Genomic DNA, 24623 nt, shown 5'->3' on the forward strand with positions numbered 1-24623 from the left:
AATTGACACTGAAAGCCCGAAGCGTTCTGGCTCAGACTTCCAGTGTCAGTTGATTAAGTATTAGAAATTGACGGTTAAACCAAAGCGGGTTGTGCGTGGCTGCGGGTACGTACCCACGTCGACACCATACGCCAGCGGGTTGTAGTTACCGTTGTATCCATAATCACCAATTTCGGGGTCGAGGCCCGTATATTTGGTAAAGGTCAGCAGGTTATCCACCGAAACGTAAGCCCGAACGGTGTTGATTTTCCACTTCGATGTCAGCGCCGTTGGCAGAGTGTACCCCAGCGTTACGTTCTTCAGGCGCAGGTAGCTGCCGTCTTCTACGTACCGATCGCTGAAGCGGTAGTTCTGGTTTACGTCGGCGATGGTCATGCGTGGCTCGTTGGTAGTCGGATTCTCCGGCGTCCAGCGGTCCAGACGAGAAGCCACCGAATTGGCCTGACCATTCGAGTTACGCGTGAAATAACCCAGTGCATTCACAATTTCAGCTCCCTGTACGCCCTGGAAGAAAACGCGCAGGTCGAAGTTTTTGTAACCCAGGTTCGTGTTGAAGCCATACGTAAAGCTTGGCGTAGCACTTCCCAGGTACGTCCGGTCTTTATCGTCGATAACCCGATCACCGTTCAGGTCAACAAACTTCACATCACCCACCTGTGCTTTCGTATCCGGAATCTGCTCCTTATAAGCCGCCAGCTCTTGAGCATTATGGAAGATCCCGTCCGTTTTCAAGCCATAGAAGTACGAGATTTCGCGGCCCACTTCGGTGCGGGTAATGTTACCAACCCGGCTTACGTCGGCCGACTCAATTGGCGATCCACCTCCTAAACTGGTTACCTGGTTTTTGATGTGTGTGAAGTTCACTCCCACGTCGTAGCGGAAACCGCTTTCGGTTTGATTCCGATAGTTAAGCGCCAGCTCGATACCTTTATTCTGCATGCTACCGGCGTTCACGTTCGGCGGACCAATACCGGCGAATACGGGAATGGGCACCCGAACGATCATGTCGCTCGTGTTCTTGATAAAATAATCGGCCGTCAGGTTCAACGTGTTGTTAAAGAAGCCAGCGTCGATCCCTACGTTGGTGCTGGTGGTGGTTTCCCACTTCAGCTGCGGGTTGCTGGCCGTCGTCGGCGCAAAGCCTTCCACCGTCTGACCACCAATGATGTAGCGGTTACCGCCTGCCAGGGTAGTTACGTAGCCGTAGTTAGCAGCCGAGTTCTGGTTACCAACCTGTCCCCAGCCAGCGCGCAGCTTCAGCGTACTGATCGCCCGCAGATCCCGCATGAATGACTCCTCAGCGATGTTCCAGCCGAGGGCAAACGATGGGAACGTGCCCCAACGATACTGACTCAGGAAACGCGACGAACCATCGTACCGCAACGTAGCCGTCAGCAGATATCGGTCTTTGTAATTGTAGTTCGCCCGACCGTAGAATGACAGCAGCGATTCATCAGATGGCAATACCGTACCTAAGTTATACGTCGTAGCATTGCGGCTCGACGACAGATACCGCAGGTCGGTTTCAGCGGGTACGTCATACGCTGTGATCTGGAATCCATCAAACCGGTTCCGCTGCGATTCCGTACCTGCTAATACGGTCAAATGATGATCTTTTCCGAAATCGTTCGTGTAAGTCAGGTAGTTTGAGGCCACCCACTGTGTTTGCTGGCTGCGCAGCTCAGTCAACGAGCTGTTTGCCCGCTGCTCAACTACGTCGACCCGGAACTGTGGTAAGTAGCTCTTATTGTGCGTATTGCCATAATTAATACCAAACTGCGACCGGAATTTAAACTTCTTCAGGAAACTAGCTTCGGCATAGGCGTTGGCGTTGAACAGACTATAATAGTTCTTGTTACCGGCCTGTTCGCTCGCAATACGTGCGGGGTTATTCTCGTACGAAATGTCGGCCCGGCCCCAGTTGCCCGTCATCGGATCACGAACAGGCGCGATCGGATCAACCCGGAGGGCCGTTGTTAGCAACCCAGCGTATAAGTCATTACCGGTTGGGTTACGGTCGGTGTACGAATACGCAGCCGACAGCCCCGCCGTTAACCAGGACGCCAGGTTGTAATCGTTGTTGAACCGGATAAAGTATTTCTTCAGGCCGGAATTCTTCACGATACCATCCTGGCTAAAGTACGTACCGGTCAGGCTATACCGCGATACGTCGGTACCACCCATTACGTTCAGGCTGTAATTCTGAATTTTACCCGTTTGCAGTACTTCTTTCTGCCAGTCGGTTCCTTGTAAATTACCCTGCTGAGCAGCTGTCAACCGCTGATACTGACTACTAGTTGGATCGAGCGTAGCTCCATCGTTTTTGTACGCTTCCAGCCGTAACGTAGCGTAATCAGCTGCGCTCAGCATGTTTTGTGTCCGCCAGGCCTGTTGCACACCCACGTAGCTATCCGCCGAAAACTTGGGCTTACCTGCTTTACCGCGCTTGGTTGTAATCAGCACCACACCATTGGCACCACGCGAACCGTAGATCGCCGTTGCCGACGCATCTTTCAGGATTTCCATCGACTCAATGTCGCCGGGTGCTAAAAAGCTGATATCACCCGTCTGGAAACCATCGACCACGTAGAGCGGATCAGAGTTGTTGATGGTACCAACGCCCCGAATCCGGATACGCGCTGCTCCACCTGGTTCGCCACTGTTCGACGTAACGTCGACACCCGCTACCCGACCCTGAATTGCCTGCGTAACGTTTGGCGTAGCAATCTGGGTTAAGTCCTGCGATTTGATCGAGGCTACCGAACCCGTTACGTCACTTTTACGAACGGTGCCATAACCAACCACGACAACCTCGTCCAGCGCTTTCACGTCCGCCTTAAGCGAAACGGTAAACGTTGTTTGGTTGCCAATCTCTACCTCCGTCGGTTGCATACCAACGGATGAAATCACCAACACCTTACCAGTTGCTGGTACGCTCAACGTAAAGGCACCATTCACGTCGGTGCTGACGCCAATGGTCGTTCCTTTCACAAGGACCGTTGCTCCTGGTAAGCCTTCTCCTTTCTCATCATTGACCTTACCGCTTATCGATCGGTCCTGGGCAACAAGAACACTGACACTGCCCACTAACAAGCAGAGTATCAACGCAACTTTCTGCAAATAAAACTTCATGATTTGAGTATATATTATAATGACAAAGTTATACGCTTTATCATGCAGCAATATAGTACTATTTTATCATTTTTAAGAACTCAACTGCCAGTTTAGCAAAATTTTTCTATCCTTCTTCTACTGATAATTATTGCCTAAATGGCCTATTTTTTATCATTTTCACCTTTAACCACTAAGAATGAGGTAATTGTAACGTCATTTTGAGTATATAATACTAATATACCTTTTTTAATGTAATAATAACACCTTGTATGAGCGTATATTGTCAATAGAACTAGGAGCCGATTATTGTTTTGGCAAAATCGTTTAAACCAAATTTTATAAAAGTCGTCGCAGTAAAGACTACGAGATAGCTTAAACCACTTCCAGCTGCTCCCCCGAAAAAGCCACTGGCTTCTCGGCGAAGAGCGCCTTCCTTTATTTTCAGAAAACAGTACTTTGTAGTATGACTTAGCTATACCTAATTTTACTGTTTGTGATAATATTGCAAATTCGTTCTAACTTTCTATTTGCTATGGTTTCCGTTCGAGATGCGGCTAGAAACGCCCTAAATTTTTACAAAGACATTTATCCTGATATAAATGGTGAGTTAATAGAAGAAGTAGAACTTGACGAAACTCAGCATTATTGGCTTATCACGTTGAGCTTTCCAGTGGAGAATGAACCTGCTTCAACTTTAACGGCCATACTTCAACCTAAAGTCCAGAGAAAGTACAAAGTCTTTAAGATAGACGCGGAAAATGGAAAAGTTGAATCTATGAAGATAAGAATGCCTGGTAATGACCCTAACTGAGCTTCGAAATAGCAGGGGATTATTAGTAGACACAAATCTGTTAGTTTTACTGGTAGTAGGTCAGTTAGGCCTGGATCAAATTAATAGCTACAAACGCACTAGTCTTTATTCAGCCGAAGATTATAAGTTACTATACTCTTTCGTTGAGCGATTTAGAAGGGTGGTCACTACACCGAACATACTTACAGAAACCAGCAACCTCCTTGAGGGTTACACGTGTAAAGAACAGAAGGCGCTTGCATTGCTAGAGAGTATTGCCGAAGCGATGGACGAAATCTTTTATGACAGCATGCCCACAATGAGAGCTTACCCCAAAAGCTATCTCAAGTTTGGATTAAGTGATGCAGTTATTCATCGCGTTGCCGAAGAGAATTACTTGGTTTTAACGGATGATTTAAACTTTTGCGCTTATCTACAAGGCAAAGGATTGTTGGCAATCAATTTTAATAACCTACGAACCGACGCTTTCCTACACTAAACCACTTCCAGCTGCTCCCCCGAAAAAGCCACTGGCTTCTCGGCGAAGAGCGCCTTTGTTGCTCCCCAGGTTGTACGGAACAACTCACTTTGCCGATACGCTTCGAGCGCATCGGCTGACTCCCATAAGCTATACGTCATGCGAACGTTGGGGTGATCAGGGTCACGCAGAAGTTCCAGATGCCGATTGCCCGGAAATGACCGTATGTGGTGTTTGGAGTTGTCAAAGATGGTGTGAAAGTCGGCGAGTTTATCCGCCTGAAACGTCATGCGAACGATGCGAATGAGCATAAGTGTATACTGACCAGCCTGGTGTCCTGGCGACCAGCTATGTAAGTTCATGTTAAATGTACGATGTTTGCGCCGTTAACAGCATATCTCAAACACTCAACACCCGGACGTAGACGTCCAGAATACTTTTATGCAATACCGTACATTTGGCCGCACAGGCTGGGACGTTTCTGAAATTGGCTACGGCATGTGGGGTCTGGCCGACTGGACTGGCAACGAACGATCTCAAATCGACCAGGCGCTCGACCGCGCCGTCGAACGTGGTTGCAACTTTTTCGATACCGCCTGGGGCTACGGGTCTGGTTTGAGCGAACAGATTCTGGGCGACTTATTAAAACGTAATCTAAGCAAGAAGCTTTACGCAGCTACGAAGATTCCGCCCAAAAACCGGCAATGGCCATCCAAGCCAGAGTTTCAGTTAGACGACGTCTTTCCTGCCGACTACATCGTAGAATACACCAATAAAAGTCTGCAAAACCTCGGCGTTGACACCATTGATCTGATGCAGTTTCACGTTTGGGAAGACGCCTGGGCCACCCGCGATGAGTGGAAAGAAGCCATCACCAAACTGACGGAGCAGGGTAAGGTGCGAGCCTGGGGAATTTCGGTCAACCGCTGGGAGCCCGACAACAGCCTAAACACCTTACGAACCGGCCTCATCGACGCCGTGCAGGTCATTTATAACATATTCGACCAGAATCCGGAAGACCGTCTGTTTCCGCTCTGCAAAGAAATGAACCTGGGCATTATTGCTCGGGTGCCGTTTGACGAAGGAACGCTCACAGGCACCTTCACTAAGGAAACAACATTTCCGGCTAACGACTGGCGTTCGACTTACTTTGTACCCGAAAACCTGAACAGCAGTGTCGACCACGCCGATGCCCTTAAGCCGATCATTCCAGAAGGCATGACAATGCCAGAAATGGCCCTGCGCTTCATCTTGAGCAACCCCGATGTACACACCACCATTCCGGGCATGCGGCAGTTGCGCAACGTAGAAGCCAACACCGCCGTTAGCGACGGACGAGGTTTACCGGCGGAGCTGTTGCAGGAGTTGAAGGGTCACCGCTGGGACCGCACACCAACCGAGTGGAGTCAGTAGAAATACTTAAAATTCGGTTAAAAAAGCGCTCACAATTGATTTTTAGCGATTTGGGAACCGTATCTTTCGATTCCCAAATCGCTACCTATGAGGCACATATCGTTGCTTTTACTCTTTACATTAGCAGCCTTTCCACTACTTGCTCAAAGGCGCCTTACCGTCCGCGTTGAGGATAGTCTTTCCCACGAACCCATCATTGGCGCTACGGTCCGCACGGTAACCAAGCCCATTACCGGGGCCGTCACTAACGTTGATGGACTGGCGCAGTTCACCGATCTACCGATCAGCGTCAGCGTATTAACGGCCACCGCCCTCGGTTACGAAGCAGCTCAACTCTCTCTAACACCCGGCACGGATACCCTCGTTTTTCGCCTACATAGCCAGGACGAATCGCTCGACGAAGTAACGGTGACCGCTACACGCACCAACTCGCGCATTGAAGACTTACCCATTAAGGTTGAAGTGCTGGGACAGGAAGATATGGATGAAGAAAGTGCCGTTGTGCCTGGTAACGTCAGTAGTATTCTGGGCGATATTTCCATTATTCACGTCCAGCGCACATCGGCCGTGAATGGCAACCAGGCCATCCGGATGCAGGGCCTCGACCCGAAATACACCCAAATTCTGCGCGATGGTTTACCGCTGTACGAAGGCTTTTCGGGTAATCTCGGCGTCTTGCAGATTCCGCCGTTAGATCTCAAGCAAATTGAAGTCATCAAAGGGTCTGTGTCCACACTGTACGGGGGTGGAGCAATCGGCGGTCTGATCAATATCGTCTCAAAAACCCCAACCTCAACAAAGCCCGAGTTTACGGCTCTGCTTAACCGATCTAATCTGAAAGAAACCAATGCAAACGCGTACTATTCGCAGAACTACGGCAAAATAGGCTTAACGCTGTTTACAGGCTACACCGACCAACAGGCCGTTGACGTAACAGGCGACGGCTTTACCGATAGTCCACTGATCCGGCAGTTCAATCTGCACCCGCGCTTTTTCTGGAACCCGTCCGATCGTACGCGCCTGAACGTCGGCTACACATTTACGAATGAGCACCGCGAAGGTGGTTATCTGGCAGCTCTGCAGGGAGAGGCTGCGAATGCTTATCGAAACATCAATGACATTCAACGGCATACGGTCGACTTCAACGCCAGTCAGAACACCTCCGAGAACAACGTCGTCACGCTCAAGGGAGCTGTAAGTACATTCCACCGGAAAAATGTCGACTACCAACGATTGTCAGATGGCAAGCAGTCGTGCATTTATCTCGAAGGCAACGACCTGTTGCGGGTAGGCAAGCAGCAGCTGATCATCGGGGCAAACCTGATTGTGGAGCAATTCCGCAAGAACCCCGCGACGGCCGGTACGCCGGAGCGGGACCGTGACAGCACTCGACTTGTCGATTACACGTATCAGACGCTGGGGGCTTTTGTCCAGGACGACTGGCAGCTGTCCGAGAAGGTTACCGTTCAGGCTGGTCTGCGCTTCGATCATCATAACACCTTTGGTAACTTCTTCCTACCCCGGTTGTCGGTAAAACTGAAGCCGTCTGACCCGTGGACGGTACGGCTGAGTGTTGGTACGGGCTATAAAGCGCCAAATTTGTTTGTGAATCAGACACCGGGCCAGTTAAACGTCAGCCTGATTCCGCAGCGTTTGCTGCCAATTGATGTCAATACCGTAAAGGCAGAACGGTCCATAGGTACCAACGTAGACCTTGCTTATACAAAGACTTTTGAAAGCGGCTTTTCGGTACAGGTTGATCAGGCGTTCTACTACACGAGAGTCAATACACCAGTCGTTTCGGTGTTCGCCAGCACATCGAGCGCACTGGGCGCTTACACACAATTCATCAATGCTCCCTATAATCTGTTTAGCCTGGGAACAGACACCTACGTTCGACTGGAGTACAAAGCCTACGAATTGTATCTGGGCTATAACCACACACTCGCCCGTCGCGACGGGCAGTCCGACAACACGTATTTACCCCTTGCCCCGCAAGACAAATTCTCGACTACCATAGCCTGGGAAAATGAGCATTTCCGGTTTGGAATTGAAAGCTCCTTTGTCGGCACACAGTATCTCTATAACAACCAGCGCGTACCCAATTACTGGTTCTTTGCCGGAGCAGCTGAGTACCACTACAATGAACACTGGCGCCTGGTTTTAAATGGCGAAAACCTCTTCAATATCAAACAAGCCAACTACGAAACCGTCGTGACTGGAGCAAACCCCATCGTTCAACCTACTTTTCGCCCCGTCTGGGCACCTCTGGAAGGCCGCATTGTGAATCTGGCATTGAAGTACACGTTGTGAGCTAGCGCCATTATTATAAAACAGTCAATAACATTGCTGACTGCTTTTATTTGCGTCAAAGTATATTGTAAGATTTTTTTATCTCACGATAAATTCATCTTATATTTATACCTCTGACTATCGATCGTAATACATGCACCATCCTTATCCACTTTCACCGACAACCGGTACTATTAGCAGTGATAAAGTAGTAGGCCGTTTAGAGGAGATAAATCATCTTAAACAACTGCTTGAGGGGCAAAGTGTCGTACTTAATGACATTCGCCGTATGGGAAAAACCCTATTCCTGCAAAAGTTTGCTTATCTGAGCATAATGAACGATGAGCCCAATAAGGCGATTTATTTTATGTTTCAAGGCACGCCCAATGTACAATCGCTGACCGACGTCATTCTTAATGAGTTGCGTAGCAAGGGTAGACACGGTTGGTTAAGCGTAGGTATGCATCGGTGTCACGAACTCTACAATAAGCTGACTGGTACCAAAACGAGTCTTAAGTACAACGACGTTGAGTTCAGCTTTACTCTACCTCAGTTTGAGACAGAATGGGAAGCTGCTTTTCGAGCCTGTATTGAAGACTTAGCTGACCGTCAGGCTGACAAGGGCGAAAGACTAACGCTCATCTTCGACGAGCTGCCGATTATGCTTTGGGAATGGATTAGTACTGGTAAAGCCGCAGACGCGATGGCCTTTTTAGATCTGCTTCGTAATATTCATTACTCATTAAAAGACAGTGACCGAATCCGATTCGTGTTTTGCGGTTCTATCGGCATGAAGGTGGTACTGGGCAAACTGAAAAAAGATCACCGATATACCGGCGAGCCACTTAATTATACGGTGGAGTACCACTTGCCGCCTATGAGTGGTAACGATGCCATCTTTCTTTGCGAATGCCTATACTTATCCGATTTTGAATGTGATATAGCTGACAACAGAACAACTTATTTTCAACAGATTACCGAAGCATGCAACAACCTACCCTATTTTATCAACGCCGTCTTCTCGATTTGTCGAACAAAACACGATGGTCTTCTTTCAGCCAAAACTATTGAAGAAGCAGTAAAGGCAATACTAACCGATACGGGAAGCGCATACGATATTTTTAAGCAGCTCGACGAGCGGTTAACTACGTACTATTCTTCTGACCAGACCAAAGCTATGTACGGCTGCTTGAAGCTACTAGCCAAAGCTCAGGAGCCTATGAGTGAAGAGGCCCTTAAAACACAGCTTTCGTTCGATGAGCACGAAACACAAAATGCGCTTAACACGCTCTGGCAAGACGAATTGTTGGCACGTACATTCGACGAGAACGATACTCGGCATTTTGCCTTCAAATACAGCTTAATCAAACGGTGGTGGAAACTCAACAAGGCCTAAAACAGACGAGCGCAACGGCGGGACTCAGCACCTTCCTGAGTTTCGGAGCTAAAAGCGTTCAACCCGAGATTTTAGAGAAAATGCTGATTGGCCGGGAAAAGACAGCCGACTTGCTGACAAAGTATGTGCGGGAAATCGCTACGAATGGCGTTAACCATCAAGTGTTTATGGTGGGGCCGCGTGGGGCGGGCAAAACGCATCTGCTGCGAGTATTGTACCACCGGATCACAGATTTGGTGCAAAGTCGGCAAGTCGTTGTGGCTTATTGTGCCGAAGAAGAATACGGCATTTCTGGCTACCTTGATTTTCTGATTCGGATTATCAACGCCTTTATGCGCTGGTACGACACCGACAAAATACAACTAGAAGAACAGTTAGACATTCTCCGCGAGACGCCCGAACGACGTCAGGAGGCCGTGGCTGAAACGCTCATCAGCGACTACGTAGGAGATAAACCGCTATTGATTCTGAGCGAAAACTTTGACAACATCTTAGAAGCGTTAGGAGAAAAGGGACAGTCAAAACTTCGCGCCTGGCTTTACCGCCACAACCGCATCAGTATTATTGCTACGGCCCAGGCAATCAGCCCCGACTTAGGCCGCGAGGACCGACCTTTTTATGGTTTCTTTTCGCCTATCTACCTCAAGAAGCTTTCGTATGAAGACTCGCTTGCGCTGCTAACGACGCTGGCCGAAACGGAGAAGAATCCAACCATGCTAGAGCATTTGGCTGGTAAAGGCCGAGCACAGGTACGGGCTATCCATGAATTAGTAAAGGGTAACCACCGATTACTCGTTACGTTCTACGAGTTTTTGAAAGCCGATACGTTAGCCGACTTATCGGTAATTTTCATGAAAACGATGAACGACCTTAAGCCCTATTACGAGACGTTCATTCGCTATTTACCTGCTCAGCAACAGAAGATTCTTCACTATTTAGCCCTCGCAAAGACGCCACAGAAAGGCACTGATATTGCCAAAAATTGTTTTATCGGCACCACGTCGCTGACTAAGCAACTCAGCGAACTGCAACGTCAACACCTGATCGACGCCCTAACCGATCCCAGCGACAAACGCAATAAACTGTACGATATATCAGAGCCGCTACTACGCATAGCTATTGAGATTGGTGAACAGCGCGAAGGTATAACGTCATTGTTTATTGACTTCTTGGCGCTGTATTATTCGCATGATGAAATTAAGAATCAGAAAGCTCGGTTTGAAGACTTATACCAAAATGAAGTTGAGCCATCAAAGAAGCAGAAGCTCTACTGGGAAGTGGAAGCTCGAGAAAAGGCATTGAGATTGCAAATGGAGTTAGGAGTTAGGGCGGAGACAAGTTACCCAGAGATTAAAGAATTGATAGAGTTAGGTAACATCTATCACGAACAGAATAAGTATGCTGAAGCTATCAGCGTTTATAAACAAGCGGTTGAAATAAATCCCAAGTCTGAAATAGCTTGGTATGGCTTGGGTAGCAGTTTTTATTGGTTGAACGACTATGAGCAAGCTATAAGTGCTTATAAGAAAGCAACTCAAATAAAGTCTGACTTTGAGTCTGCTTGGCACAATATGGGGCTAGCTCATATCAACCAGCAAGAATATCAACAAGTTCATTACGCTTTTTCCAAAGTCATAGAATTAAATCCATCTAATATAACAGCTTGGCGCAACCTAGGAATAATCTATGTTATGCAAGAAGATTATGATCAAGCCCTTAACGCATTCTTAAAAATCATACAATTGAATCCAGATGATCCGTTTGCCTGGAACAACTTAGGGGCGACCTATGATGAGTTAGGAGAGCGTAAGTTAGCCTTTAAGGCTTTTCTTAGATCAACTCAATTAAAACCAGACTATATAATTGGTTGGTATAATCTTGCTTCAGCTTACAGCCAGCAAGACAATTATAGGCAGGCTATTGAGGCTTATCAGAAGGCTATTGATCTAGAAGTAGATGATACTGGTATTGAAGATTTAGCAGAAACGATAAGACGGCTCTTACAAAATCAAACCGCTACCGAATTAGAGCTAACTAATTTGGAACTATGGCTACAAAATCGAGCCGGATTAGAGATTATCACCTCTTATGTTAATGTGTACCGCCGACTTGTATTCAATAAAGAAGAAAAAGCTCTTTACGAACTACCGAAAGAACAACGAGAGTTTTTTGAACGGGAAATCCTGAAACGTTCAGTTGACTAGCAGAAAAGCGAGCAGAAGTATCACAAAATCTCTGTGTACTCTGTGATACCTCTACCCGCTCTGTGTTTAAACCACCTCTTAATACTCCTGCTCCAGCGGATGAATCATGAATTCATCAATCACGACGTGGGCCGGGCGGCTGACAATAAATAGCATCGACTCAGCCATATCTTGCTCCTTGAGCCAGTTTTGCGATGTTTCGTGACCATGGCCTTTCTCATGGAAATGCGAGTCGACCAACCCTGAATAAACGCCCGTTACTTTAATACCAAACGGGCGAACTTCTTTCCGTAACGCGCCCATAAAGGCTTCCTGGGCGTATTTGCTGGCGGTGTAGAGCGATCCACCCGCGAAGGTGCGCTTCGCTACGTCTGATGCAACCACGACAACATGCCCTGAACCTTGTGCTTTGAGGGCTGGCAAAGCCGCTTTGGTCAACAGAAACGTCCCTTTGACGTTAGTTGCCATGAGTTCATCCCACTCATCGACGGAAATCTCATCAACATTTTTGAAGACGCCGTAGCCCGCGTTGTTAATCACAATGTCAAGGCGCCCGAAACGATCAAGCGCCGTTTGCACAACGCGCTGCATATCAGCTTCGCTGGATACGTCGCCGGGAATGGCCACGATTTTACCTTGTCCATCGGCCTCAACTTGCTTGAGTTCAATCACATTCCGGGCGGTAATGACCACGTTTGCACCATGTTGAGCCAGCAGGAGAGCCGTTGCCCGACCGATGCCCCGCGATGCGCCGGAAATAATAACAGTTTTGTTTTCTAACGTCATTGGTTGAAATTTTAGGCGCAAAGAACGTAAGCTTAACTCAAAGGTCACAAACAACTTATCTGGTGACGACCTTTGCCTGCTTCTAGCCCCTGAAAAGGTAACACAACTATGCATGAATCACTTATTGACAAGCTTAACCAGTTAGAGCTGAAATTTGCCGCTACTGGCCAGGATTTGGCAGCCTATCTCGACGGTTTACTCCAAGCTGATTATCTGACGTATTGGGATTATATTCATCTGGAAACGCTGTTATCGCTGCAAAAACCAAAAACGCCTTATCCCGACGAGCTAATCTTTGTAACGTACCACCAGATTACGGAGTTGTACTTCAAACTGATCCTGCACGAAATTGCGCAGATTGCCGACGCTGAACCGTTGACAAGTGCATTTTTCACAGCCCGGATTAAACGCGTTAATCAATATTTCGCCTTGCTGGAGCAGTCATTTGGTGTACTGATCACAGGCATGGATCGAGAGCAGTTTTTAAAGTTCAGGATGGCGTTGCTTCCCACCAGCGGCTTTCAGTCGGTACAGTTTCGGGAGATTGAGATTACATCAACGGATTTCAGCAACCTACTGGCTTCAACGCAGCACCCCACCGAAACAACTACCATTGCAGAGTTGTACGATTCAATGTATTGGAAACAGGGAGCAACTGATCTGGTCACTCACCAAAAAACACTAGCTCTTCAGCAATTTGATCAGCATTATAGCCAGCGGCTGATTCGGTTGGCGGAGACCTATCGGTCAAAAAACCTGTATCGTCGTTTCAGCGAGTTACAACAAGCCGGATTGGCAACCGATGAATTGATTGCGGGTCTGCGCGAGTATGACTGGAGCGTTAACGTCCGCTGGAAGCTGGCTCATCTGCGGTCGGCGGTGAAACATTTGCACAAAGAGCAGGGAGATGTTAAAGCAACAGGCGGCACCAACTGGCAAACCTACCTGCCTCCAGTGCAGCAACAACGGGTATTCTTCCCAACGTTATGGTCAACGACCGAGCTGCAAAGCTGGGGACAGTCGATGCGGCCAGCATCAATGTAATTACGAATGTGAGTTACCTTATTTTACTCAATACACTGAGTAAAATATATTTAATCGAACGGAAGTTAGTTTTCTTAATCTATTAGCTACCGCTTACTCTTAAAATACCGGATCATTTCCGGGTAGCCCATCCCCATTGACAAACCCATCACAGCTTGTGTAATACGTTTCGTTTTGGTCTCGACGGTTTTAGCGCTTTCAATCCAGTTGCTGAAGTAAACCTGATGCCCTTTGGTCAGTTGACTGAAAAAATCCAGTGCTTTTGGCTCATCTCCCAGGCAGGCCATCAAATCATCTGATAGCGGCATAGGCGAATCATCCAGTTCAATGCTTACCTGCACAGTATCACCTTTCTCTTTCCGAAGCGCCTTACGCATTACGGCATTAATTCCCATGATGAACGCACCTTCGGCAAACTCCGAACGGCCCATGGGAATCAACGCAACTCGTTCGATTGTATATTCATCTAGCTTACCCCGTACGCGAAACGATGTCTTCTGACCAGGTTTTAGTGCTTTGCTCACATCATCAGGGATGTCAATATATGTCCAGCGGGTTTTCTCGCCGTTGTTGTCAAAGCGTTTTAGAAGGGCAGTAAACGTGTGCATAACTCAGGCAATCTCAATTCCGAACAAATCAGCGACAAGAAACAGTACGACAGCCATCACGAGAATCATGAACACTACCAGAATAGGACCGTACCAGGCCACGCCACCCTTCTTCTGTATCAATGTCAGCACGGCCTCGTCAGGCTTTTCGGCTGAGTGATTGACAACCGCTTCAACCTGGCGTTTGGCAAAGTTTATATACAGTCGGTTAGCAATGAACCCGATGATTGTGTTTACTATAATTGGACTCAATACGCCAAATCCTTTATTCTGACTCAAAGCGGGAAAAAAGATATCCTCGGCAAAGCTTTCGGCAAGAATAATAACAAGCGTTATAAAGGCTTGTACGTACATCTTTCTATAACCCATCCACAAAACACCACACAAGAACGCAGCCGGATTGAACTTGATCTTCCCTTCCTGCACGTCTTCGGCAGCCTGAAGGTAATAGTCGGCCTGTGGACCAAAAAAATACAGTAGGTACTGGTTTTCCATAAAACAGGGTTCAACCAGCAAGATATACGTTACATCGCTAACTCCGCATCAGTATCGGGCTAAAGCGGCTCGTAACGATTCTGTAAGTTCATCGACCAGACTTTGGGGTTGCAAGACTTTGAGGTGATCACCGTAACTCCGCAGGTGCATTAATAAGTCGCGGTTAGGAGCCAAACGTAATCGAACAACACACTCGGTGTCGGTATCGCTGATAACTTCCTGAGACTGGTGAATAGGCTTTGCTTTTACGTATCGGCCGAACAAGGGCGAGAACGACAACAAGATCTCCTCAACCGGGCCGCTGCTGTCGGTAATGCCATAAATATGCTCAAACAACTCACTCACATTGGTTAAGATATTTGGCGGCACATCGCAGGAATCATCCAGTATTTCGAGGTCGCTCATGCGGTCGAGAGCAAACGTTTTCTCTCGTCCGCTCGGGGCATCATAGCCGATCACGTACCAACTTTCGGAGACTTCGCGCAGGAGGATTGGGTGCAGAATGCGCAGTTTGGGGCGCTCTTCATTTGGCGTCGGATTTTCGTGTTTACTGTACCGAAACGCCACCTGCCGATTTTGATTAACAGCCCGAATCAGCACCGGTACGTACTGACGATTACCGCCCAGAATTTTTTCTTCGACATACACAACCCGACGCGATGCCCCAGCATCGGCACCGGCATCGCGCTTTACCTCGCGGATAATATCCAGACTCTGGCGCACGCGTTGCAAGGCATTGTCCAGCTCATTTGCTACGGATCTCCCCTGCGTTGCCGCCAGCACCTCGCTAGCCTGCTCCATCGCTTCCATGTCGTCGGGCGTGAGCATCAGCTTGAGCAGCCGAAACTGTGGGTTAGTGTAGTAATAACCGTTGCGCCGTTTGCAATACGCAATCGGCGCGTCGTGGTCTTCACGCAGGCGTTGAATATCTTTTTCGAGCGACGAGATCGAACGTATTCCGCACTTGTCCTGGCATAGTTCAAACAGCCGTTGTTTGGAATACTGGCGCGGGTAACGACTGATGATTTCATCAATGAGTCGGTAACGCTGGAACGCAGATCGGGTAATGGGCATAGGAGGTAATCATTAAGTGGTCATTGGCTGAGCGTCTGTGTTTGTCATTCCTCGTTCCTCGGAATGACAAGCACGGAATAACAAACATCACGAAAATATTTTTCACAAAAAAAGAAGAACGGAAAAAGATTACGTTTTGCCCGGTAGAACTTTGTTCTGTGAATTTTAAACAACGATACTAATGAACACTCTATGTCAAGCCCAGCCACAGAATCAGTTTCTGACCCTATACCCGGCCGCTCAGCGGTCAACCGTATCGGCTCAGCGTCCGACCAAACGCGCTACGTTGTCGGCTCAACAGCTTATGGATGTAGAAGTAGGATTGTTCCTGATTTCACAACTTTTGCCAACGGCTCCCCCCGACGCCTTACCAAATTTACTTTCGGATAACGGCAGTTCGTTCCTCGACCGCCCGACCTGGACACCGAAGCAACTTCGGCTGCTCAACCGGGGGCGGGTCATGCTGGCCCACATCCAGCAAAGCAACATCTGGAATGCGTTGCTGGAAGCCTACGTGACCATTCCCGAGCGGTTGCAGGCCTACGACATCAGCGCCGACCGGAGCCGCTTCAGCGAGAAAACCGTTGGTTTTTTCCGCAACCGAATTATCACCCTACGCCAGACAGTAGCCTAACCACTCCTTTCTTTTTCAAGTATTTAAGCGTAGCGTACCATGCTTACCAGTCTATTACAGCAGCTTACGAACGTAATGAATCCCGCGGTTGCGTTAAAACAAATTCAGCCCTTATCTGACCTTCCTCAACCCAAACTTATTTCTAAACCAGTTCCCCAGCCCGAAACTTCACCGACTCCACCGGGGCGGGTAGCCAAGCTGATCATGGTGACGGCGGAGAACAACAACAAATTTTATGAGATGCGCGAGAACGATAATGGTACGTTCACTGTGCGGTATGGCCGGGTGGGTGGCGCGCACAGTACGGCGACTTATCCGCTGGCGCAGTGGGATAAGAAGTTTCGCGAAAAAATGGCGAAAGGCTATGTAGATCAGACGCACCTCTTTGCCCGGACAACGACCGCTACCGACGCCAGCACCATTGATGATCCTGCCGTTCGCGTTCTGATGAACCGACTCCTGGAATTAGCGAACCGCTCAATCTACCAGAACTACGTCGTCACAGCAGAGGAAGTGACTCGTAAACAGGTAGAAACGGCGCAACGGCTGCTCGATGAACTGGCCGCCCTGGTAGCCGTTGGCGTAGACATCGACGCGTACAACCGCAAGTTGCTCGACCTGTTCAAGACTATTCCCCGCAAGATGGGCAAGGTCCACGAGCATCTGGTGAAGCAACCGCTCCAGTCGGTCGACGATCTACAGGTGCTGCATGACCGCCTGGCCAGTGAACAGGATACGCTCGACGTAATGCGTGGGCAGGTTGAATTAACCCAAACGAACGACACGCCCGCTCAGGCTCCGCCTTCGCTGTTAGAATCGCTGAACCTGACGATGGAACCCGTTACGGATGAGCGCGTGCTGACCCTCATTACGCGCATGATGGGTCCCGACGCCGACAAGTTCGACGCAGCGTTCAGCGTACGACAGGCCAACACGCAGGCTGCTTTCGACGGGTATGTTGGTCGGCAGAAGAACCGCAAAACCCAGCTGCTCTGGCACGGAAGCCGCAGCGAAAACTGGCTGTCTATTCTGAAAACCGGCCTGGTGCTGCGCCCGGCGAATGCCGTGATCAACGGCAAGATGTTTGGGTATGGCATCTATTTTGCCGATCAATTCAGCAAGTCGTTGAACTACACGTCGCTGCACGGATCAGCCTGGGCGCGAGGCACGCAACACGAAGGCTATCTGGCTATTTATGAGGTGCATGTGGGAAAACAACTAGTGGTGAAGCAGCACGAAAACTGGCACATGCAACTGGACGCCGAACGGCTGAAACAGGTCGACGCCAAGTATGATTCCGTGTTTGCACAGCGGGGCGTTAGCCTGCTCAAAAACGAATTCATTGTGTACAACCCGGCTCAGTCGACTATCCGGTATATGGTTAAAATTAAAGTTTAAGATGAACGCAGCACTCAAGCAAATTACCCCTTTGGCTGTACGCATGGCCGCCACTACCTTAATCTTGGCCGAAGGCAGTACATCGAGCCTTATTGTGAAGCAGTTTCTGCGTAATCGAGGCTATCAGGCCTACCAGGCCGAGGTGTCGAAGTGGTTATTCATCGTGGCCCTCGAAGAAGATTGGGCCGTTAACGACAACGGTCTATTTCGAGTGTACTACTTCCCTACCCTACCCGCTTTGCCGCAGTAAAGCGTAAGCAAAAAAATAATTGAAAATAGTGGCGCGGCAAGAGAACAACGTAAAAACTTTACGTTCTCAGGGTGTGATCTTTGATACGAAGAACAAAAACGACAAAGACTAATGAACACTGCAATAACTTCCGCTCATCCCACCGTCCGCCCGGCCCTGTCCAGCCTCATGCGCTGGCAGGAGCCTATGGCGACTCGCCTGCGCTACCGCCACGCCTTGCCGGGCATGGTAGCCAACCGACTCCTGAACGTCGAACTGGGATTATACCTGATGGCAGAATTGTTGCCACTGTGCCCACCGTATTCCCTCCCCGACTTGCTCAACGGCCAGGGCGCGGCTTATAAGCAACGGCCGATCTGGTCGCCCCGGCAACACCGGGCGTTGAGCCAGGCACGTGCCCTGCTGGCTCCTTACCGCGACCGCACCGTTTGGTACAAAGCGCTCGACAAATACGCAACCCTCTCGCCAGAGATTCGGGCGTTTTCGATCAGCGTACGGGGCGGCTGGAACCCCGAAGTGAGCAGCTACACCCTCCGCGAACGGCTGCAACTGTTTCAAGGGGCGCTGGCCTAATGATAAGACAATCTATTCCTATCCCCTTTTCCTATGAAATTTCTCTCAATTGAGCCATTTGTCCCGTCTGGAAGCAATTTTGAAAGCTCGACGCAGTTCTTTCAGGCATTGGGCTTTCAGGTCAATTGGAACGCTGGCGACTACGTCGGTTTCGAGCGCGACGGTAACAAATTCATTTTACAGAAGCACGATAACGTCACCTTTGCCGAAAACTTCATGCTCAGCGTCCGTATCACCAACGTCGACGAGTTTTATCAGGACGTAACGGCCAGACAACTCCCCGAGAAATTCGGTATACGAATCAGCCAACCTACTGACCAACCCTACGGCCGCGAAGTAAACATAATCGACCTGGCCGGTGTCTGCTGGCATTTTGTGGAGTAGGGGTACCGTCTCCCATCGTGGAATTAGGGTACTCGGAAGTCGTGAACTTATCCCATCGTCTGTGTTCTCACGAATTATTTGAGCATTGATATTGCGTGAGTGGTTTGTTTCCTCACAAACCACAGAGTCGGTAATCGCATCTTGACATAACCTACCCATTCCGTGGCCTGTGCTGCCCACCTAACTCCTCCATCTAATCGATTACCTTTCAAATGCTTTAAGCCTGTTTCCGAGACGAGACAGGCTTTTCTCATCATTGAAACGGCATTATGTGAAAGCATGCTTAACTTAATGGCCAGTTTGTAGAATCAATTTATCATTTACCCACCTCTTCATGAACAGACGGAGCTTTATCAAGCACAGTTCAGTCGTTTCTGTATCGGCCACATCACTAGCCGCGGCCTCCTGCTCATCACCCAAAGCCGCCGAATCGAACGAGGACGACAAGCCATTTGTCGATGAGTTTGAACTTAATGAATTAACCGTCCCCGATTTGCAGAAAAAGATGCAGGCGGGTGAGTACACGTCCGAATCCATCACCAAGCTTTACCTTGACCGCATTGAGGCTATTGATAAGAAAGGCCCTCGCTTAAACGCGGTGATTGAAATCAACCCCGACGCCCTGACAATGGCCAAAGCCATGGATCAAGAGCGTAAAAATGGTAAGGTTCGTGGCCCCATGCATGGCATTCCGGTGCTCGTCAAAGACAACATCGACACCGGCGACCAGATGATGACCACCGCGGGGTCACTGGCGTTGGAGGGCCATAAAGCGGCTAAAGATGCCTTTATCGTCGCTCAGCTACGAAAAGCGGGCGCGGTCATATTGGGCAAAACGAACCTCAGCGAGTGGGCTAACTTCCGATCAAGCCGTTCCAGCAGCGGCTGGAGTAGCCGCGGTGGACAAACCCGTAATCCCTACGTATTGGACCGAAATCCAAGCGGCTCCAGTTCAGGGTCCGGCTCGGCGGCATCGGCCAATCTGTGCGCCGTGGCGGTGGGCACCGAAACCGACGGCTCTATCATTGCCCCCGCGTCCCATTGTGGCCTTGTCGGTCTGAAGCCAACGGTAGGCTTAGTCAGTCGCAGCGGCATCATTCCCATCTCGCAAACGCAGGACACCGCCGGACCGATGACGCGAACTGTAACCGATGCAGCCATTCTGCTGGGTGCGCTGGTGGGCGTCGACCCCGACGATGCCGTTACGCTCGAAAGCCGTGGTAAAAGCGCGACCGACTACACGCAGTTTTTGAAAACCGATGCCTTACGCGGCAAGCGTATTGGCATCGAAAAATCGTTCCTGAAAGGACATGAGAGCGTTGTTGGTCTCTACAAAGAAGCGATTGAGGTCCTGAAAAAACAGGGCGCTACGGTCGTTGAAATCGAAATGATGAAGGAGCTTAGCGAGACGGGCGGAGCCGAGTTTACGGTGCTGCAATATGAGTTTAAAGACGGCCTGAACCGCTACCTATCGAAAGCCAATGCAAAGGTTAAATCCCTAGCCGACGTGATTGCCTTCAACAAACAAAACGAGGCCAAAGCCATGCCTTTCTTTAAACAGGAAACCCTCGAAAGCAGTGAGGCCAAAGGCGACTTGACCAGCAAAGAATACACTGACGCTCTGGCGAAAACCCGCACCTGGGGCAAACGCATCGACCAATTGCTGGCAGAAAATAAGCTGGATGCCATCGGAGGAACCAGCATCGGCTTCGCGGGCTGCATCGACCTGATTAACGGCGACTATGACACGGGCTTCTACTTCTGCCCACCAGCCGCGATGGCCGGTTATCCTCACCTGACCGTCCCCATGGGCAACGTACACGGCCTACCGGTCGGCTTCTCCCTCATTGCCGGTGCGTACCAGGAAGGCCCCTTACTCGCCATGGGGTACGCCTATGAACAAGCTTCTAAGAAACGGGAACGGCCGAAGTTTAAAGAGTCGTTGATTCCAGGGTGACAAGATAAACGACCACACAAATACATTCTTTACCTCAACTACATTTAGAGTTGCAATTATGCGTGTAGAAGACCTAGCACCTCAGACACTCGACCGGATTAAAAGCAGCCGCTGGGATCGCATCATGGAAAAGCACGAAGGTCCCGAAACGTGGGAATGGAAGTTCAAAGGCTACCAGCCGGACGATGTGATCTTTCGGATGATGCCCAACTTTGATCAGGTAGCGGCCCGTCCGCAATTCATGCAGATAGGCGACCATTGTGTACTATTGCCAGTTAGCCGAAGCCATCACCCGAACATTACCATCTTGCATCACTTCCTAAGCGAAGACCACACCAAACTGGTCATTTATCTCAAAGACGTTACGTACGACGACAGCCTCTTTGGGGCCGGGTACATGACCATCTGCGACCGCCAACCCGAAGGCTTCTACCTCACTACCCTTTACCACGAGTGGTTTATTATTGACTATGACGCAGAGGCTTAGGCGCGGCTTGGCAAACTCATCCTACCGCCATTTTAAGCGTATCGCGCCACAGGTAAGCAGGGAGCCTCTCATCTAACCGCCAATTAATGTTCATTGGTCGAGCGCCCTCATGATTGAGGTAGTTAACCCTACCCAGGAATACATAACTCAGCGTCGTGTTGTACTCATCGGTGTTAGCTTCACGAACAAACAGAAGAATATGCCTTCTCTGCTCACGGTGATGAATATAACTCTGTCCGGTTGGCGTGTTGGGTGACACGCGGTTTTGTGATTGCCAGTGAAACTGATCTTCACTGACGGCATAATCGTTGTACAATGTAGTCGGCGAGTAGTCCTTCTCGCTTTTCTGAAGCGTCACAAACAACAATTCTGTATTCAATTCTGCAGAATACACAACGCCTTCCCGTGACGATGAGCGTTTGCTAAATGTATGAATGCCAAAAGCCGCCAGAACCTGATCCCGAGTGTAGCGCCCGTGAACGCGTAGCGGCTGGTTGTACGGCAAGTCTATAAATTTTTCAACGACTTCGATACGGTCAATGAGAATGTTCAGTAGCTCTACAATTTCCTCCGCCAGCGCTGAGTTACGGCCGATAGCCCGGATGCTTTCGGTCAGGCTGGCAAAGCCACCTGCCTGTTGCCAGACGTCGTAATGTAACATTAGGCAAAACTGCTGCTCGAGGGGCGATAACGAACTCACTTCCACGACAAACTGCTGGTGAGCCAACCGCCGAACAAACGACAGGTATGATACCGATCCGCCCGACAACCACTTAAGCCGGATTGCTCGCACAATTTCGGCTTCGTTAACTGTATCAAAGTCGGCGCGAACACCAGCTTCGGCACAAAGACGCAACCAGCTACCACGTTTGTATATTAGCGGCAGAGGTAAGTGGTTTAATTCGCAAAAGTTCTTAAGAGTAAGAGGCAGCGTCGTTTGATGACGAAAGTTGCTGATTTTAGCGATTAATTGACCACGGGTAAGTTGCGTGGCTGAGCGAATATTATGCAGGATGTACTCCTTGGCTTTCTTTTCAAGTACAATTGAGCAGCCCAGCGGCAAGTGTGGGAAATCACGCTCAACTTCTGTCAGCATAGACGTTTTAGTCCGGCCGACCAGCGCTCGAAACTTGTCGTCAAACCGATATTCAGGCCGGGCGTTACCGACAAAGTCCAACACTGTTAGGCAGTCTTTTCCATCAGCCAAGCGCAGCCCTCGACCAAGTTGTTGTAGAAAGACAGTTAGGCTCTCGGTCGGACGTAGAAAAAGTAACGTATCAACTTCAGGAATATCAACGCCTTCGTTGAAGATATCCACCACGAACAGATAATTAATGTCCTTTGCCCGGAGACGATTACGCAATTCAGCTCGGTCTTCAGTCCGGCCACTGACCAGATAATCGGCTTCAATACCGGCCAGCGTAAACTTTTCGGCCATGTACTGCGCGTGTTCTTGGCTTACGCAGAACCCTAATGCTCGGACATCGTGCAGGTCGTTGAGGCACTTCTTCAATTGGCTGATAATCTGTCCTATGCGAGTATCATTAGCTGTGTAAAGTCGAGTTAGTTCACCGGGAACGTACCGTCCGTTCCGCCATTGAACACCCGACAAGTCCACGGTGTCGGTTAATCCGAAATATTGAAACGGACATAAGAGTTTGCGGTTAAGTGCTTCGGGCAGGCGAATCTCTGCCGCAATAGTGTTACAGAAGTCAGCCAGAATATCAGCGCCGTCGGCTCGCTCCGGCGTAGCAGTCAAGCCGAGCAAAATCATTGGCTCAAACTTGCGCAGGATTGGCCGGTAACTGTTGGCAGCGATGTGGTGCACCTCATCAATGACCACGTAGTCATAATAGTTGGCCGTCATCGGCAGGTTACTCACCACGTTATTGAGCGTCTGCACCGACGCAAAAACATGATCATAGCGGTCGGGTACCAAGCCATCCACCCACAGTTCGCCGAAGTTGGCATCGCGCAACACACCCCGAAACGTTGTCAGGGCCTGTTCGAGAATTTCCTTTCGGTGCGCAACAAACAGCAACCGGGCCGACGCGCTAGTTTGCCGAAATCGTTTGTAATCAAACGCCGACAGCACCGTTTTGCCGGTACCAGTTGCTGCTACCACCAGATTTCGAAAACGCCCATGCAGACTTCGTTCGGCTTGCAAATGTTCCAAAATCTCCTGCTGGTAAGGAAACGGCCGCAGGTCAAAATATACGGACACATCTGTCTGGGACGGTTCCCGTTGCCGACGCAGAGCGATATTTAATTTAGGCACATCGTGCACTGGGTCGAACGGCTCAAAATCGGCATTATGCCAGTATGTATCAAATGTCTTACGAAACTTGTCGATGATGTGACTAACCTCAAGTGTGGTAATCTTCAAGTTCCATTCCAGTCCACTCGTTAACGCCGAATGCGAGATGTTTGACGAGCCGATATAGCCCGTGTGAAAGCCTGTATTGCGCAGGAACAAATAAGCTTTGGCGTGCAAACGCTCGTTGTCAGTATTGTAGGAAATACGAACCTCTGTGTTCTTCAGGCTGGCCAAGAACTCAACGGCTTTCAGGTCCGTAGCACCCATGTACGAAGTTGTGATAATGTTCAGTCGCCTGCCGCTATCCGTGAAGTCGCGCAACTCCCGTTCGAAAATGCGAATTCCAGTCCACTTGATAAACGACACCAGAAAGCATATTTCATCCGCTGACCGAATCTCTTTACGCAATTCTGTATCGAGCGAAATACCTCTGTTGTTGCCCGTGAAAAGTTCGCTCTGCGACAGCCGGGTAGCTGGTGTTATCTCTTGCAAGTAGTGGTCGAGGTCGGTAAACGACGCATTAGTTTTGGCGAAAATAGCCGCCAAGACCCGCCCTTCTACGTGCACCAAGTCATCTTCAAACGCTTCATCGGCCAGTTCATCGCGTAACAACCGAATGATACGATTCGCTAGGTCAATCTGCCGTTCAATACTATCCTCACTATTGAACAAGGAAAGCGCCGTCCGAATGACTCGGCTAAGGTAGTTAGTTAGATACTGCGCGGCTTCCGCCCGGTCGAGTGGTTCGTTTTTTACATAGAATTGCGTCCGGTCAAGTTCATTGAGTTTCGCATGTATAACTTTACTGATGAGCTGTTCGTAAAGACCTAGGGAAAGCATGAAAATTGATTAAATAAAATATAGTTACGGCAATTACTAAAAAGTGCCTTCTTATGTAAACAAAGAGACAAATATGAAACTGTCTATCG

At 49.2% G+C, this 24623-nt stretch carries 21 protein-coding genes; 14 read left to right on the plus strand and 7 right to left on the minus strand.

Annotated features, from left to right (window positions below):
• Window positions 1-60: 60 nt before the first annotated feature.
• The gene (locus ACFSUS_RS05510; RefSeq protein WP_381520201.1) at window positions 61-3132 is read right to left on the minus strand and encodes a SusC/RagA family TonB-linked outer membrane protein; all 3072 of its coding nucleotides are present in this window, start codon (window positions 3130-3132) and stop codon (window positions 61-63) included.
• 514 nt (window positions 3133-3646) lie between these two features.
• Between ACFSUS_RS05510 and ACFSUS_RS05515 the strand changes: the two genes are divergently transcribed.
• Complete coding sequence (locus ACFSUS_RS05515; RefSeq protein ID WP_381520204.1) at window positions 3647-3925, plus strand: hypothetical protein; 279 nt, start codon at window positions 3647-3649, stop codon at window positions 3923-3925.
• Window positions 3912-4403 carry a PIN domain-containing protein gene (locus tag ACFSUS_RS05520; protein ID WP_381520205.1) on the plus strand — a complete coding sequence of 164 codons (492 nt, stop codon included), beginning with the start codon at window positions 3912-3914 and terminating at the stop codon, window positions 4401-4403. Before ACFSUS_RS05515 ends, ACFSUS_RS05520 begins: the two co-directional genes overlap by 14 nt.
• Here the strand turns inward: ACFSUS_RS05520 and ACFSUS_RS05525 are convergent.
• The gene (locus tag ACFSUS_RS05525; protein ID WP_381520524.1) at window positions 4400-4693 is read right to left on the minus strand and encodes a putative quinol monooxygenase; all 294 of its coding nucleotides are present in this window, start codon (window positions 4691-4693) and stop codon (window positions 4400-4402) included. The genes ACFSUS_RS05520 and ACFSUS_RS05525 overlap by 4 nt on opposite strands.
• A gap of 130 nt (window positions 4694-4823) precedes the next feature.
• On the opposite strand from ACFSUS_RS05525, the gene ACFSUS_RS05530 reads away from it, so the two are divergent.
• The 4 genes from ACFSUS_RS05530 to ACFSUS_RS05545 all read left to right on the plus strand — a co-directional run bounded on the left by ACFSUS_RS05530 (window position 4824) and on the right by ACFSUS_RS05545 (window position 11687).
• Window positions 4824-5795 carry an aldo/keto reductase gene (locus ACFSUS_RS05530; RefSeq protein ID WP_381520207.1) on the plus strand — a complete coding sequence of 324 codons (972 nt, stop codon included), beginning with the start codon at window positions 4824-4826 and terminating at the stop codon, window positions 5793-5795.
• Window positions 5796-5882: 87 nt separating this feature from the next.
• Window positions 5883-8108 (plus strand): TonB-dependent receptor, encoded by a 2226-nt coding sequence (locus ACFSUS_RS05535; protein ID WP_381520210.1) that lies wholly within the window; start codon window positions 5883-5885, stop codon window positions 8106-8108.
• Between the two features lie 268 nt (window positions 8109-8376).
• Window positions 8377-9483 (plus strand): ATP-binding protein, encoded by a 1107-nt coding sequence (locus tag ACFSUS_RS05540; RefSeq protein ID WP_381520213.1) that lies wholly within the window; start codon window positions 8377-8379, stop codon window positions 9481-9483.
• Entirely contained in the window at window positions 9462-11687 is a 2226-nt protein-coding gene (locus ACFSUS_RS05545) for a tetratricopeptide repeat protein (protein WP_381520216.1), read from the plus strand. The genes ACFSUS_RS05540 and ACFSUS_RS05545 overlap by 22 nt, the downstream gene beginning before the upstream one ends.
• 78 nt (window positions 11688-11765) lie before the next feature.
• Here ACFSUS_RS05545 and ACFSUS_RS05550 read toward each other — a convergent pair whose 3' ends face one another.
• On the minus strand, window positions 11766-12473 hold the full coding sequence (locus ACFSUS_RS05550) for an SDR family oxidoreductase (protein WP_381520219.1): 708 nt from the start codon (window positions 12471-12473) through the stop codon (window positions 11766-11768).
• Window positions 12474-12581: 108 nt separating this feature from the next.
• Here ACFSUS_RS05550 and ACFSUS_RS05555 point away from each other — a divergent pair, with 108 nt between their 5' ends.
• The gene (locus ACFSUS_RS05555) at window positions 12582-13517 is read left to right on the plus strand and encodes a tryptophan 2,3-dioxygenase family protein (protein WP_381520221.1); all 936 of its coding nucleotides are present in this window, start codon (window positions 12582-12584) and stop codon (window positions 13515-13517) included.
• Window positions 13518-13603: 86 nt separating this feature from the next.
• On the opposite strand, the gene ACFSUS_RS05560 is transcribed toward ACFSUS_RS05555, so the two are convergent.
• The 3 genes from ACFSUS_RS05560 to ACFSUS_RS05570 are packed head-to-tail and all read right to left on the minus strand — an operon-like array spanning window position 13604 to window position 15694.
• Window positions 13604-14125: a DUF1905 domain-containing protein gene (locus ACFSUS_RS05560; protein WP_381520222.1), complete on the minus strand. Its 522-nt coding sequence runs from the start codon at window positions 14123-14125 to the stop codon at window positions 13604-13606.
• A 3-nt stretch (window positions 14126-14128) separates the two neighbouring features.
• Window positions 14129-14620: a DUF2628 domain-containing protein gene (locus ACFSUS_RS05565; RefSeq protein ID WP_381520225.1), complete on the minus strand. Its 492-nt coding sequence runs from the start codon at window positions 14618-14620 to the stop codon at window positions 14129-14131.
• A 48-nt stretch (window positions 14621-14668) separates the two neighbouring features.
• Window positions 14669-15694, minus strand: a complete 1026-nt coding sequence (locus ACFSUS_RS05570; RefSeq protein ID WP_381520228.1) for a helix-turn-helix transcriptional regulator — start codon at window positions 15692-15694, stop codon at window positions 14669-14671.
• A gap of 181 nt (window positions 15695-15875) precedes the next feature.
• On the opposite strand from ACFSUS_RS05570, the gene ACFSUS_RS05575 reads away from it, so the two are divergent.
• From ACFSUS_RS05575 to ACFSUS_RS05605, 7 genes are all read left to right on the plus strand, one after another.
• Window positions 15876-16328, plus strand: coding sequence for a pPIWI_RE_Z domain-containing protein (locus tag ACFSUS_RS05575; RefSeq protein WP_381520231.1), 453 nt, complete (start codon window positions 15876-15878; stop codon window positions 16326-16328).
• Window positions 16329-16367: 39 nt separating this feature from the next.
• Window positions 16368-17726, plus strand: a complete 1359-nt coding sequence (locus ACFSUS_RS05580) for a WGR domain-containing protein (RefSeq protein WP_381520234.1) — start codon at window positions 16368-16370, stop codon at window positions 17724-17726.
• Window position 17727: 1 nt separating this feature from the next.
• Window positions 17728-17976 (plus strand): hypothetical protein, encoded by a 249-nt coding sequence (locus ACFSUS_RS05585; RefSeq protein WP_381520236.1) that lies wholly within the window; start codon window positions 17728-17730, stop codon window positions 17974-17976.
• Between the two features lie 111 nt (window positions 17977-18087).
• Window positions 18088-18549, plus strand: coding sequence for a pPIWI_RE_Z domain-containing protein (locus tag ACFSUS_RS05590; protein WP_381520239.1), 462 nt, complete (start codon window positions 18088-18090; stop codon window positions 18547-18549).
• Window positions 18550-18582: 33 nt separating this feature from the next.
• A complete protein-coding gene (locus ACFSUS_RS05595) occupies window positions 18583-18933 on the plus strand; it encodes a VOC family protein (RefSeq protein WP_381520241.1) in 351 nt (116 codons plus the stop codon).
• Window positions 18934-19267: 334 nt separating this feature from the next.
• On the plus strand, window positions 19268-20890 hold the full coding sequence (locus ACFSUS_RS05600) for an amidase (protein ID WP_381520244.1): 1623 nt from the start codon (window positions 19268-19270) through the stop codon (window positions 20888-20890).
• Window positions 20891-20948: 58 nt separating this feature from the next.
• A complete protein-coding gene (locus ACFSUS_RS05605; RefSeq protein WP_381520246.1) occupies window positions 20949-21377 on the plus strand; it encodes a hypothetical protein in 429 nt (142 codons plus the stop codon).
• Window positions 21378-21393: 16 nt separating this feature from the next.
• On the opposite strand, the gene ACFSUS_RS05610 is transcribed toward ACFSUS_RS05605, so the two are convergent.
• Entirely contained in the window at window positions 21394-24534 is a 3141-nt protein-coding gene (locus ACFSUS_RS05610) for a DUF3427 domain-containing protein (RefSeq protein ID WP_381520249.1), read from the minus strand.
• Window positions 24535-24623 lie beyond the last annotated feature (89 nt).

Source organism: Spirosoma soli (assembly GCF_042684525.1).
GTDB classification, from domain to species: Bacteria; Bacteroidota; Bacteroidia; order Cytophagales; family Spirosomataceae; genus Spirosoma; species Spirosoma soli.